An 11,991-nucleotide genomic window follows, 5' to 3' on the forward strand; every position below is an offset into this window, starting at 1 on the left:
GTCCACCTTCGCCTTGATGCCCACGCTGGCGAAGAACACCGGCGTCAGCAGCAGGAAGCTCAACGGCTCGAACTTGGATTGGATATAGGAGGACTTGGGGGTGCAGGAGATCACCAGGCCCGCCACATAGGCGCCGGTGATGTCCGCCACGCCGAAGAACTCCTCCGCGCAGTAAGCCATCAGAAGGCACAGCACAAAGGCCAGCACCGGATAGCGGCGCCGCTCCCGGCCGGGCCACAGGGCCATCAGCCAGCAGAAGAACTTGTGGGCGAGGAAGGAGACCACAGCGGAGAACACGAAGAACAGCACGATCTTCAGCAGCACCAGGGCGATGCTGTCCTGTCCGCCGGACAGGCTGCTGACGATGGTCAGGGCAATCAGGCCCAGCACGTCGTCGATCAGAGCCGCCGCCAGAATGGTGTTGCCCACCTTGGTATCCAGCTTGCCGATCTCCTTCAGTGTCTCCACTGTGATGCTGACGGAAGTTGCAGTAAGGATGGTGCCGATGAACACATCCTCCAAAAATCCGCTGGTCTCAATCATGCCGGTCCGGTCTGCGAGCATCGCCAGACCTGTGCCCAGCACCAGTGGGACGATCACGCCCAGCAGGGCCACCAGGAAGCCCGCCTTGCCGCTGTGCTTCAGCTCCTGGATATCGGTGCCCATGCCGGCGGAGAACATCAGTACGATCACGCCCAACTCGCTGAGCTGGGTGAGGAACTCCGTTTCTGATAGTACGTTCAGCATAGCCGGGCCCAGAATCAGTCCGGCCACCAGTGCGCCCACCACCTGTGGCATCTGGATGCGTTTCGTCAGGATGCCCAGCACCTTGGTGCTCAACAGGATCAGCGCCAGGTCCATGAGATAATGATACGTCATTGCCTCTCACTCGCTTTCTGAGGTCTGAATACTGATTGCCTCCCGTTTTCAGGAGAGCTTTATTGTAAACCTTTGCTCCCGTTTTGCAAGAGCCATTCTGCACAAAAAAGATTCCTGTTTTTGGATATTTTGAAAGAAAAAGAAGCTGCTTGACCAACAAGCAGCTTCTTTTTAACAACTTTTTTATGACAATTGAAGTTTCTTCACAAGCCCCTCCTCCGGCGCCACGTTCACGGTACGGCAGGTGGAGTAGATCACCATGCCGGGCCGGGCACCGGCGGGCTTCTTCACGTTCTTCACCGGTGTGTAGTCCACGGGGACGTTGGCACCCTCCCGGGCCTGGGAGAACCAGGCCGCCAGCTTGGCCGCCTCCACGATGGTGTCATCGTCCACCTCACGGCCGCCTGTGCAGAGGATCACGTGGGAACCGTGGATCTTCTGGGTATGGAGCCAGATGTCCCGGTGGTCCGCGCTGCGGGTCAGCTTGTCGTTCTGGCGGTTGTTCCGCCCCACCAGCACCCGGAAGCCGGAGGTGGTGCGGAACTCCAGAGGCTTTGCAGGCCGGTTCTGTTCCTTTTTTCCCTGTCGGCGGAGGAAGCCCGCGTCCCGCAGCTCGCCGCGGATGTCCAAAAAGTCCTGTTCCGTCTCTGCCCGGCTCAACTCCTCCAGCACACTCTCCAGATAGTCCAGGTCCCGGCGGGCAAGGGCCATCTGCTCCGCCAGATACTTCTCCGCCGTCTTGGCCTTGGTGTAGCGCTTGTAGTATTTGGCGGCGTTTTGCTGGGGCGTCAGCAGCGGGTCCAGGGGAATGGCGACAGGGCGGCACTCCGGGTCATAGAAATTCTCCGTCTCCAATCTGGCCGCCCCCCGCTCCATGCGGTAGAGGTTGGCGGTGATCAGGTCGCCGTAGATCCGCAGCTGGTCCCGGTTCTGTGTGGCGGCGTAGTCCTTCTCCTGCATGGCCAGTTTCCGCCGGATGCGGTCCCGTGCCGTGGTGGCAGTCCGCAGCAGGTCCGCCCCCCGCTGACGCACCCGCTCCTGCTGCTCCCGCAGGGCGTAGAAGTCATCCATCAGGGTGGAGAACGTGTCATACCGGACGGTCTCCATAACAGGGCCGTACTGGGCGATGGGGCAGTAGGTGAAATCTGCCATCTTCCCATCTTTTTTCAGGCAGATTGGTGTAAAGTGATTTTCCTGTATATCTCTGATGAGCCCGGACAATTCCTTCCAGAGGCGGTCCTCTCCCACCGCTCCCAGGTCAAAGAGATGGGCATCCGTCTCCCCTGCGGAGCGGAAGGCCAGTTCCCGGGCGATCAGGGGGGAGATGCCGAAGTAGTGGTCCAGCAGAAAGGCGTCCACACTCCGCTCCGGGTTTGCGGCGGAGATCTTCTCCCGGAAGCCGTTCTCCGTCTCCTCCGTCACCGGCAGGCGGCCTACGGAGGCAGGCGGCTCGTAATACAGCCCCGGCAGCACCTGCCGGGCAGCAGACATGTCCGCGTCCACCCGACGGAGGCAGTCGATGATCCGGCCCTCCCCATCCAGCAGGATCAGGTTGGACCGGCGGCCCATGGCCTCCAGCACCAGGGTCCGCCGCCCCGGCTGACCGAAGTCGTCAGTAACGTCCAGCTCCAGCCGTACCAGCCGCTCCAGGGGCGGCTGGGTGACCGCTGCCACCCGTCCCCCAACCAGATGCTTGCGCAGCAGCATACAGAACATGGGGGGCTCCGCCGGGTTGTCCCTTGTCAGGGCCGTCAGCTGGATGCGGGGAGTGTTGGCCCCGGCGTTCAGCAGCAGCCGCTTATTCCCCCGCAGCAGCAGGATCACCTGGTCCCGGGCGGGCTGCTGGACCTTATCGATCCGCAGGCCCAGCAGCTCCGGTCGCAGCTCCTCCGCCACCGCCTGCATACAGATTCCATCCAATGGCATGGTCTTACTCCTCCATCATCGCGCGGAAAAGCGCATTGATCCGGTCCCGCCGGCCCTTCAGATACAGCCAGCCCAACAGGGCCTCCAGGGCCGTGGCCTCGCCGTACTGGGCCCGGGTGGCATGGCCGGGTACCGACTTCACGTGAGCGTTCCGCCCGCGGCGGAACACAGCGGCTTCCTCTTCCGTCAAAAGGGGCAGGATCCGCTCCGCCTTCTCCGCCTGGCTCTCCGCCCGCACCAGGGCAATGGTGGCCTGGTGCAGCCCCCTTCCCGTGGCCTTGCCGTGGGCACAGAGCCAGGTGCGCACCAGCACCTCGAACACGGCGTCCCCCATGTGGGCCAGGCCGATGGAACTGATAGCGCGCAGCTGGTCGTCGGTGAGATTCGGTTCAAAATAGTTTTCCATAAAGGACTCCTTGGGGAACAGAAATTTTCATACCGGAATATCTTACCACACTTCCCCCGGTTTGTCACCTGGGATGCAATGTTGTCTTTTCCGCAGACGCAGCTGGAACTGCGGCCTTCTCCGCTTCTCTTCCGGCCGTATGGCCGCATGATCGTATATTGAAAAAATACTGGAATCTGTTGTAGGATTTGCCGAAAAAAACGTAGTGTACAAAGTGAAACCGGAAAGGAGGTGGAGCAACCATGGATGAGGAACAGATCATCACACTGTTCTTTGCACGTTCCGAACAGGCTATCGAGGCATTGGACGCGAAATATGGAAAACTATTCCACAGTCTCTCCTATCACATCGTGAATGACAGGCAGGACGCAGATGAGTGCGTCAATGATGCGTACCTGGGGGCATGGAATGCCATTCCCCCGGCAAAACCGGACTCTCTGCTGCCCTATATGGCGCGGATCGTCCGCAACATTTCCCTGAAGTGCTATTGGAAAAAGGGCGCTGCCAAGCGAAACAGTCCTTACACCCTTGCTTTGCAGGAAGTCGAGGAGTGTCTTCCAGACCGAAAGAGCGCCGAGGAAGAGGTGGAGGCAAGGGAGCTCGCCCGCGTCATTGCGTGCTTTTTGGATACGCTGTCCGCAGAGAACCGCGTAATCTTCATGCGGCGCTACTGGTTTTCTGACAGCTGCCGGGACATCGCCGGGCTTGTCGGGCTGAGCGAAAAAAATATCTCCGTCCGGCTGGCCCGGATCCGAAGGAAGCTGAAACAATATCTGGCAGAAAGAGAGGCGTTTTTATGAATGCAAAGAAGTTTTCCGATGCTCTGAGTGCGCTCGACGGCAGGTATGTGGAAGAGGCCGCCCGGTACAGGCGAAAACACGGGCAGTCCTTTTGGGTCCGGTGGGGCGCCGCGGCGGCCTGCCTGTGCCTGCTGGCCGCCGGCGGGGCACTGCTGATTCAGGGCAGAGGGCGCGCTGCCCCGGATCCTCAGCAGGTTCAAATCCCGAATCCCATCCTCACAGTCGCGTCCGCCGCAGAGATGGAAGCATATCTGGACTTCAAGGTCCCTGTGCTGGAGAAAGAGGTGGAGGCGTACTCCGTGTTCATCTCAGATGGGTACCCCACCATGGGACAGGTGGACTATGCGGACGGCTCCCAGTTTCGTATCCAGTATGGGAGTGGAGACATCAGCGGAATCTACGGCGGCACACTGGAGGAGAGCAGAGAGATTGCGGGCGTCAGCGTCGCATACTACCAATACGATAGTATGTCGTATGCCATCTGGGAAGTGAACGGCTTTGCCTGCAGCTATTTGTACACCAATGGCGGTGATGCTGAGGTGGATCTGTTGATCCAGCAGGGGCCATAAGTCCTCCGGGAAATGATACGAGAATGGGGCCGCAACCGGGCGCGGCCCCATTCTTGCGTTTTTTCCCTACCGCAGCAGCGGCAGGCTTCCGGTCAGCCGGTCCACCTGATGCCGGGGGCCCAAAAGGGCCATGCCCAGGTATCGCAGCTCCCCCGGCCCGGTGCGGGCCATTTTTTCGATGAACTCGCCGTAGGTACGGCAGCTCTGGGCCAGATCTGTAAAGTCCACAGCCGCCACATCTGCAAATTCCAGCTCGGCCAGCTGCCGCCGCAGGGTCTGAAAAGTCTCCGGCCTGCCGGAGAGCACCGGCACCGGCGTGCGGATGATCCCGGGGTGGATGGCTCCGGCAGCGTCGGTCACGTCCTCCCCTACCAGTTCCGGCCGCAGCCGGCCCCATGTGATGCCCAGGATGGCCGCTGTGTTGGCAGCGAGGCCCCGGGGCATGGCCTCATCAATCACCAGGACGCATTTGTCCAGTTCCTGTTTCATGGTGTGTTCCCTCTTTCCAATGGAGTTTGCCTTCAGAGAGAAGCAGCCCGATCAGGGTCAGTACCGTACCGGCTCCGGTCATCCAGGTGAAGGGTTCCCGCAGGATCAGCACGGAGGCCGCCACTGTGATCACCGGCACCAGATAGATGTACACGCTGGTTTTCACCGCCCCCAGTGCCTTCACCGCGAAGTTCCAGGTGACGAAGCACAGGGCCGAGGCCCCCAGCCCCAGAAACAGCAGATTCCCCAGGTTCACCGGGGCTGTGAGTCGCGTGAGCTCCAGCCGGACGCCAGAGACCATCAGCGCCGGCAGCATGAATGCCAGCCCGTAGAAAAAGGTTCGCCGCGTGGTCAGGACAGTGGGATGGCCCAGGGCGCTGATCTTCCGGGACAAGAGGGCGTAACAGGCCCACACGAAGGCGGCCAGCAGCGCCAGCAAATCCCCCCGGAGGTCCAGCTCCAGGGCAGAGCCGTTGAAGCTGATAAGGCAGATCCCCGCCATGGCCACCGCAAAGCCTGCGAAAAATGTGGGCCGCAGCCGCTCCTCGCCCCGCATCAGAAAATGGGTCAGCAGGGCGGTGAAGCAGGGAGACACGGAGATGATGACCCCCACGTTGGAGGCCATGGTGTACGTCAGGGCGATGTTCTCCAGCAGGTAGTACAGGCACACGCCGCACAGCCCCGCCAGGGCAAACAATCCCTCCTGCCGCCGTGTGACGCCCTGCAGGCGGCGAGGACAGACTGCCAGCAGCGCCAGAAAGCCCATCATGAACCGGATAAACAAGATCTCCACCGGCTGGAAATCCACCAGCAGCACCTTGGTGGAGATGAAGGTGGTCCCCCAGATCACAATGGTCAGCAGGGCCGCCAGGTGGCCCCGTGCAGGATTCGTCTCCACGGCTGTGTCATCCTCTCTCCCATTCCTGCCGGAACAGCTCCCGGCAGGCCCCCGGCGTCAGGCCGGTGAAGGCAGTGAAATAGTTGGTGAAATGGCTCTGATCGGAAAAGCCTGTCTCCACGGCGGCCTCTGCAGAGGAGACACCCCGTTCCAGCAGGCGCCGTGCCTCGCTGATCCGCACCGCCATCAGATAGCGGTAGGGCGTGACGCCCTTGGCCTTGGCAAAGGCCCGGACCAGGGCGGATTTGCTCAGTCCCGCCTGAAGGCTGAGCTCCTCCAGCGTGATATGCCGGGCATAGTGGCTCCGGATGAACGCACAGGTCCGCTCCACCTCCACCCGGCAGGCAGAAACCGTTTCCACCATCCCGGCGTAACCCGGCAGCAGGAGGCCCCAGGCCAGCAGCAGCGCCTCCTCCCTTCGGAGCTCCGGCTCCTCCCCCAGCACCGCCCGGTGCAGGGCCCGGAGGCGGCCTGCCAGTTCTCCGTCCCGAACCACGGCCACGGAAAAGCCGGGCATTGCCCGGCTGCCCATGATCTCCTCCGCCAGGGCCAGCATGGTGCTGCGTGGGATATTCAGTCCCCGGTAGTCCAGGGACCCGTCCGCCTGGATGCAGGCATGGCTGTCTCCCGGGTTGAACAGCAGCACGTCTCCCGGGCCGATGACCTGCTGTTGGCGGCCGCAGGTGAGGGTCCGGGTCCCCCGCTCCACCACGCCGATCACATAATGGTCGTGAAAGTGGCTGGGAAAGGGCCTGTCCACCGCCCGGAGGCTGTACGCCTCCAGCCCCAGAGCCTGGTCATATCGGGCGGTCCGCGCCGCTTGTCTCATGGTTCTTCCCTCCCGGCACCAGCCAGCATACCACCTGAGCGGAGCCGCCGTCTTGTAACATATCCGCGTTTTCCCCCGTCAGGCGTAATGGTAACGCCGCCGCATCAGCACCAGCAGCACCACCGAGAGCACCACCCCCAGCAGTTCCGCCGCCGCCACGGACCACCAGACGCCATCCACGCCGAAGAACACCGGCATCACCAGCACCAGTCCACCCCGCAGCAGCAGCGTGCGGGTGAAGGCGATCAGGGCCGACAGGGCGCCGTTGCACAGGGCCGTGAAGAAGGCGGATGCGTAGATATTCAGCCCGCAGAAGAGGTAGCACAGGGCAAAGATCCGGAAGCCGTGGGTGGTCAGCTCCAGCAAGTCCGGAGAGTACCCCACGAAGGCAGCAGACAGGGGCCGGCTTAAGAGCTCCGACGCCGCCACCATCGCCACGGAGGTAGCGGCGATGATGACGCCACTGCGGCGGAAGATGTTCTTCAGCTCATCATAGTTCTCCGCCCCGTAGTGATAGCTGACGATGGGGGCGCTGCCCATGGAGAACCCCAGAAAGGCAGCCACAAACACGAAATCCACGTACATCATCACCGAGTGGGCCGCCACGCCCGGCTCTCCCAGAAGGTCCATCAGCCGGATGTTGTAGAGGATGCCCACCACGGAGGCGGAGATGTTGCTCATCAGCTCCGAGGAGCCGTTGATACAGGCGTGAAGCAGTTCCCGGCCGTAAAAGTTCGTCCGCACCAGCCGCAGGCCCTCTCTTCTGGGAAGCAGGAAGTACACCACCGGGATGACACCGCCCACGCAGTAGCCCAGCACTGTGGCCCATGCGGCACCGGTGACACCCATGCCCAGCAGGGCGATGAACACGTAGTCAAAGGTGATGTTGGTGGCTCCGGCAGCCAGGGAGAGCAGTAACCCCAGCTTGGGTTTCTCCGCCACGGAAAAGAAACTCTGAAAGGCGCTCTGGAGCATGAACACGGCACTGCCGGCCAGCAGGATCCGGCCGTAGGCGATGCAGTCTTCCAGCAGCAGGTCGCTAGCCCCGGCAAAACGCATGATGGGTTCGATGAAGGCGATGGTCACAATGGAGAGCACCACGCCCAGCCCCGCCACGCACCAGATGAAGAGCGTGAAATACCGGGAGGCCAGCTCCGGCTTCCCCTCCCCCAGCGTGCGGGCCACGATGGCGCTGCCGCCGGTGCCCAGCATGAAGCCGAAGGCGCCGATGATCATAGTGATGGGGAAGGCGATATTCACCGCCGACAGGGCCAGGTCCCCCACCAGGTTGGATACGAACAGTCCGTCTACCACGCTGTACAGAGAGGTGAAGATAATCATAACGATGGTCGGCAGTGTGTAACGCAGCAGCCGTCCGTAGGTGAAATGGTCAGAAAGTTTGATCTGCATACATCAGTCTCCTATCGCAGCGGTCTGTAAAAAAGCTTCCGTCTCCGCCCGAAAGGCATCCAGCAGCTTCTGGCTCAATGCCACAAGCGCCGACCGCTCCTCCTCGGTCAGGCGGGCGGCCGCGGCGCTCTCTACGCCGAACACGCGGTCCACAGTGCGGCGGAGGAATGCCTCGCCCGCCTCTGTCAGACAGACCCGCTTGTTTTTCAGATTGCCGTCCGCCGCCTCCAAGCGGAGGACTCCCTCCTCCACCAGCTTTTTCAGGGCGGAATTCACCGTCTGCTTGGGTAGGGACAGCTGCTCGCTCAACTGGGTCTGGGTCAGGGGCGCCTCCTCCGACCGCAGGGTGTACAGCAGCCAGAAGGCGCAGTCCGGCAGGCCGCAGGCCCGGGCCAGACGGTGGTACAGCAGGGTATTCTCATTGTAGATTCGGTCATTGGATTTCCAGAAAGCATCCAGAACTTCCTGTCCCATCGAATCCCTCCCGTCTTATTTTGTCCGATTTCGGACTATTCGATTATACAGAAACCGCTCCTTTTTGTCAAGGGCTCCCCTGCGCGGCGCGTTTCGTCAAAATATCCCTTGTGTTTTTTCCAAAAATCGCATATCTTAAAAAGGCGAGAGGAGGCGTTTTATGGATTCGGACAAGCTGTTGAATCTAGCCACATCGCTGGGCTGCCTGCTGGCAGAGAGCGGCGCGGAAATCTCCCGTGTGGAGGAGTCCGTCTACCGGCTGCTGCAGGCCTACCAAGGCAAGGACGCCCAGGTGTTTGCCATCCCCAGCTGTTTGATTGTCAGTTTGATGGCGGAGGATGGCCGTCCGGTGACCCGGATGCGCCGGATCAGTGCCCACGGCACGGATCTGGAGCTGCTGGAGAGCTGCAACGCTTTATGCCGCCAGCTCTGCCGTACCGTACCGCCCCTGGACGAGGCCCGGGCCATGGTGGACCGCCTCCCTGCCTCCTGCCGCCGCCACCGCCCCGCCACGGTGCTGCTGGGCTACGGTATCGCCCCCGCTTTCTTCTGTCCCCTGTTCGGCGGCGGGTTTTGGGACAGCTTGAGCGCCTTCTTCTGCGGTCTGGTGGTGGGCACCTGCCTGCTCTTCGGCGGCAGATGGCTGGGCAGCAACAGCTTTCTGCGGACGCTGGTATGCAGCGGCATCGCCTCCCTGCTGTCTCTTCTGCTGGTGCGGGCGGGCCTGGGGAATAATGTGGACCTGGTGACCATCGGCGTCCTGATGCTGCTGGTGCCGGGCGTGGCCCTGACCAACGCCATGCGGGAGATCGTGGCCGGCGACACCTACTCTGGACTCAGCCGGACGGCGGAGGCTATTCTGATCGCCACGGGTATCGCTCTGGGGGCCGCTGTGGGCCTGGGCATCGGGTATATTCTGTAAAGGGGATCTACTTTTATGGATATCTGGTCTCAATATGTTCTGCCCTGCCTGTGTGCTTTCGCCGGCTGCATCGGATTCACTCTGGTGTTCAATATCCATGGCCCCGGCAAGCTGATTGCCGGCTGTGGCGGCGCTCTGGGATGGCTGGTGTATCTACTGGCCGGCAAGACCATCCTGGCAGGCTTTTTCGCCGCCATGGCCATCAGTCTGTTCTCGGAAGTCATGGCACGTATCCGCCGCTGCCCCGTCACCGGCTATCAGCTGGTGGCCCTGCTGCCCCTGGTGCCCGGCGGCGGCATCTACTACGCCATGGGCTACTGTCTGGAGGGCGACACAGAGCAATTCCTCAGCGCCCTGCTGGGCACTCTGGGCATGGCGGCCGCCCTGGCGGTTGGGGTCATCCTGGCCTCCTCCCTGTTCCGGGCAGTGTTCCCGCGCCTGGCTCGCGTCCCGAAGCGCATGCCCTCCGGCAGGCAGAACCCATAAATGATTTTTTCAGCAGCCCGGCGGAACACGCCGGACTGCTTTTCTCCGCCTTGCACCGCCGGACAGAAGAGATTATAATGGAATCGACTTGATTCGACAGAGGAGGACTTCCATGTACATTGCCGACCTCCACATCCACTCCCGCTTTTCCCGGGCCACCAGTAAGGACGGAGATCTCCCCCACCTGGACTGGTGGGCCCGGCGAAAGGGCATCCGAATGGTGGGCACCGGGGACTTCACCCACCCCGCTTGGCGCGCCGAGCTGCGGGAGCAGCTGGTGCCCGCCGGAGAGGGCGTCTATACCCTGCGCCAGGATTTGCGCCTGCCGGATGTCGCCCCGGGCGAGGCGCCCCGGTTCGTTATCACCGGGGAGATCAGCTGCATCTACAAGCGCCACGGCAGAACCCGGAAAGTCCACAACCTGATCCTGCTGCCCTCTCTGGAGGCGGCGGACGAGCTCTCCGCCCGGCTGGAGGCCATCGGCAACATCCACTCCGACGGACGGCCCATTCTGGGGCTGGACAGCCGGGACCTGCTGGAGCTGACCCTGGACACCTGCCCGGACGCGGAATTCATCCCCGCTCACATCTGGACGCCCCACTTCGCTCTGTTTGGCGCCTTCTCCGGCTTCGATACCATGGAGGAGTGCTTCGGGGATCTGACCGGCCACATCCACGCGGTGGAGACGGGCCTCTCCTCTGATCCGCCCATGAACTGGCGGGTCTCTGCCCTGGACGGACTCACCCTGGTCTCCCACTCCGACGCCCATTCCCCCTCCAAGCTGGGCCGGGAGGCGGATCTTCTGGACACCGGCCTCACCTACCCGGAGCTGGTCCGGGCCATCCGCACCGGAGAGGGATTCCAGGGCACGGTGGAGTTCTTCCCCGAGGAGGGCAAGTACCACCTGGATGGCCACCGGAACTGCGGCGTCTGCCTGACCCCGGCGGAGACGGCGGCGCTGGGCGGCGTCTGCCCCGTTTGCGGGAAGAAACTGACCATCGGCGTGGAGCACCGGGTGGAGGCCCTGGCGGACCGTCCTGCAGGGTTTCGTCCCGTGGGTGCCAAACCCTTTGAGAGTTTGGCGCCCCTGCCGGAGGTGATCGCCGCCTCCACCGGAGTCTCCGCCGCCGGGAAGAATACCCAGGCGCTGTACGAGCAGATGCTCCATGCCCTGGGGCCGGAGTTCTCCATCCTGCGGGAGGTGCCTGTGGAGGACATCGCCCACACGGCCGGCCCCTGCGTGGCGGAGGGCATCCGCCGCCTGCGGGCCGGGCAGGTGGAGCGCCGGGCGGGCTTTGACGGGGAGTACGGCGTCATCTCCCTGCTGACCCCCGGTGAGATCGCCCGGTTCAGCGGGCAGATCTCTCTGTTTGGCCTGGACCTGCCTGTGCGCAAATCCAAGCCCCGCCGGGAGCTGCAGCGCGTTTTGGCGCCGGAAGCGGCCCCGGCTGCTCCCCAGCCGGAGGCGCTGAATCCCCCGCAGCTGGAGGCCGTCACCTCCACCGCGCCGGTAACCGCTGTGACGGCGGGCCCCGGCACCGGCAAGACCCGCACCCTGGTGGCCCGGATCGCCTGGCTGGTGGAGGAGCGGGGCGTCCGCCCCGGGGAGATTACCGCCGTCACTTTCACCAATCAAGCAGCGGCAGAAATGCGCGCCCGGCTGGAACAGCGTCTGGGCGGCAAGCGGGCGGTGGCGGCCATGACCATCGGCACCTTCCACGCCATCTGTCTGAAACTGCTTGGCGACGTGCGGCTCATCAGCCCCGGCGAGGCCCTGACCATCGCGGAGCAGGTGCTGCGGGAGTCCGGCCGAAAGGGCGGCGGAAAATCGCTGCTCCAGGCCGTCTCCCGGGTGAAAAATGGTGTTTCTCCAGAGGATGCCGATCTGGACGCGGAGCTGTAC

The 11,991-nt window shown here is 62.8% G+C and carries 13 protein-coding genes; 5 read left to right on the plus strand and 8 right to left on the minus strand.

Annotation, left to right across the window (positions count from 1 at the left end):
- The 3 genes from QVE23_RS07810 to QVE23_RS07820 all read right to left on the minus strand — a co-directional run.
- A partial coding sequence (locus tag QVE23_RS07810; protein ID WP_287967883.1) for a cation:proton antiporter occupies nt 1-879 on the minus strand: 879 nt, incomplete at its 3' end.
- A 183-nt stretch (nt 880-1,062) separates the two neighbouring features.
- Complete coding sequence (locus QVE23_RS07815) at nt 1,063-2,805, minus strand: Rqc2 family fibronectin-binding protein (RefSeq protein ID WP_273481632.1); 1,743 nt, start codon at nt 2,803-2,805, stop codon at nt 1,063-1,065.
- Between the two features lie 4 nt (nt 2,806-2,809).
- Complete coding sequence (locus tag QVE23_RS07820) at nt 2,810-3,211, minus strand: Mini-ribonuclease 3 (RefSeq protein WP_025545004.1); 402 nt, start codon at nt 3,209-3,211, stop codon at nt 2,810-2,812.
- Nucleotides 3,212-3,453: 242 nt separating this feature from the next.
- Between QVE23_RS07820 and QVE23_RS07825 the strand changes: the two genes are divergently transcribed.
- Both QVE23_RS07825 and QVE23_RS07830 read left to right on the plus strand, forming a co-directional pair.
- A complete protein-coding gene (locus tag QVE23_RS07825; RefSeq protein WP_136891715.1) occupies nt 3,454-4,011 on the plus strand; it encodes an RNA polymerase sigma factor in 558 nt (185 codons plus the stop codon).
- On the plus strand, nt 4,008-4,580 hold the full coding sequence (locus QVE23_RS07830) for a hypothetical protein (protein ID WP_119310894.1): 573 nt from the start codon (nt 4,008-4,010) through the stop codon (nt 4,578-4,580). Before QVE23_RS07825 ends, QVE23_RS07830 begins: the two co-directional genes overlap by 4 nt.
- Before the next feature lie 66 nt (nt 4,581-4,646).
- Here QVE23_RS07830 and QVE23_RS07835 read toward each other — a convergent pair whose 3' ends face one another.
- From QVE23_RS07835 to QVE23_RS07855, 5 genes are all read right to left on the minus strand, one after another.
- Nucleotides 4,647-5,069: a DUF2000 domain-containing protein gene (locus QVE23_RS07835; RefSeq protein WP_021749463.1), complete on the minus strand. Its 423-nt coding sequence runs from the start codon at nt 5,067-5,069 to the stop codon at nt 4,647-4,649.
- Nucleotides 5,032-5,967, minus strand: a complete 936-nt coding sequence (locus tag QVE23_RS07840) for a DMT family transporter (protein WP_021749462.1) — start codon at nt 5,965-5,967, stop codon at nt 5,032-5,034. Before QVE23_RS07840 ends, QVE23_RS07835 begins: the two co-directional genes overlap by 38 nt.
- A 7-nt stretch (nt 5,968-5,974) precedes the next feature.
- Nucleotides 5,975-6,796: an AraC family transcriptional regulator gene (locus QVE23_RS07845; protein ID WP_267288348.1), complete on the minus strand. Its 822-nt coding sequence runs from the start codon at nt 6,794-6,796 to the stop codon at nt 5,975-5,977.
- A gap of 78 nt (nt 6,797-6,874) precedes the next feature.
- Complete coding sequence (locus QVE23_RS07850) at nt 6,875-8,206, minus strand: MATE family efflux transporter (RefSeq protein ID WP_021749460.1); 1,332 nt, start codon at nt 8,204-8,206, stop codon at nt 6,875-6,877.
- Nucleotides 8,207-8,209: 3 nt separating this feature from the next.
- Nucleotides 8,210-8,680, minus strand: a complete 471-nt coding sequence (locus QVE23_RS07855; protein ID WP_025545150.1) for a MarR family winged helix-turn-helix transcriptional regulator — start codon at nt 8,678-8,680, stop codon at nt 8,210-8,212.
- 160 nt (nt 8,681-8,840) lie between these two features.
- Here QVE23_RS07855 and QVE23_RS07860 point away from each other — a divergent pair, with 160 nt between their 5' ends.
- The 3 genes from QVE23_RS07860 to QVE23_RS07870 all read left to right on the plus strand — a co-directional run.
- The gene (locus tag QVE23_RS07860) at nt 8,841-9,602 is read left to right on the plus strand and encodes a threonine/serine exporter family protein (RefSeq protein ID WP_021749457.1); all 762 of its coding nucleotides are present in this window, start codon (nt 8,841-8,843) and stop codon (nt 9,600-9,602) included.
- A 15-nt stretch (nt 9,603-9,617) separates the two neighbouring features.
- Complete coding sequence (locus QVE23_RS07865) at nt 9,618-10,088, plus strand: threonine/serine exporter family protein (protein ID WP_021749456.1); 471 nt, start codon at nt 9,618-9,620, stop codon at nt 10,086-10,088.
- Nucleotides 10,089-10,200: 112 nt separating this feature from the next.
- A partial coding sequence (locus tag QVE23_RS07870; RefSeq protein ID WP_287967884.1) for an endonuclease Q family protein occupies nt 10,201-11,991 on the plus strand: 1,791 nt, incomplete at its 3' end.

Source organism: Oscillibacter sp. KLE 1728, from assembly GCF_934833455.1.
In the GTDB taxonomy this organism is placed as follows: domain Bacteria; phylum Bacillota; class Clostridia; order Oscillospirales; family Oscillospiraceae; genus Oscillibacter; species Oscillibacter welbionis.

Bases quoted from the DNA above. Each gene is read 5' to 3' on its own strand.
- QVE23_RS07835 (WP_021749463.1), bottom strand. From the start codon at position 5,069: ATGAAACAGGAACTGGACAAATGCGTCCTGGTGATTGATGAGGCCATG.
- QVE23_RS07825 (WP_136891715.1), top strand. From the start codon at position 3,454: ATGGATGAGGAACAGATCATCACACTGTTCTTTGCACGTTCCGAACAG.
- QVE23_RS07830 (WP_119310894.1), top strand. From the start codon at position 4,008: ATGAATGCAAAGAAGTTTTCCGATGCTCTGAGTGCGCTCGACGGCAGG.
- QVE23_RS07820 (WP_025545004.1), bottom strand. From the start codon at position 3,211: ATGGAAAACTATTTTGAACCGAATCTCACCGACGACCAGCTGCGCGCT.
- QVE23_RS07865 (WP_021749456.1), top strand. From the start codon at position 9,618: ATGGATATCTGGTCTCAATATGTTCTGCCCTGCCTGTGTGCTTTCGCC.
- QVE23_RS07860 (WP_021749457.1), top strand. From the start codon at position 8,841: ATGGATTCGGACAAGCTGTTGAATCTAGCCACATCGCTGGGCTGCCTG.
- QVE23_RS07815 (WP_273481632.1), bottom strand. From the start codon at position 2,805: ATGCCATTGGATGGAATCTGTATGCAGGCGGTGGCGGAGGAGCTGCGA.
- QVE23_RS07845 (WP_267288348.1), bottom strand. From the start codon at position 6,796: ATGAGACAAGCGGCGCGGACCGCCCGATATGACCAGGCTCTGGGGCTG.
- QVE23_RS07855 (WP_025545150.1), bottom strand. From the start codon at position 8,680: ATGGGACAGGAAGTTCTGGATGCTTTCTGGAAATCCAATGACCGAATC.
- QVE23_RS07850 (WP_021749460.1), bottom strand. From the start codon at position 8,206: ATGCAGATCAAACTTTCTGACCATTTCACCTACGGACGGCTGCTGCGT.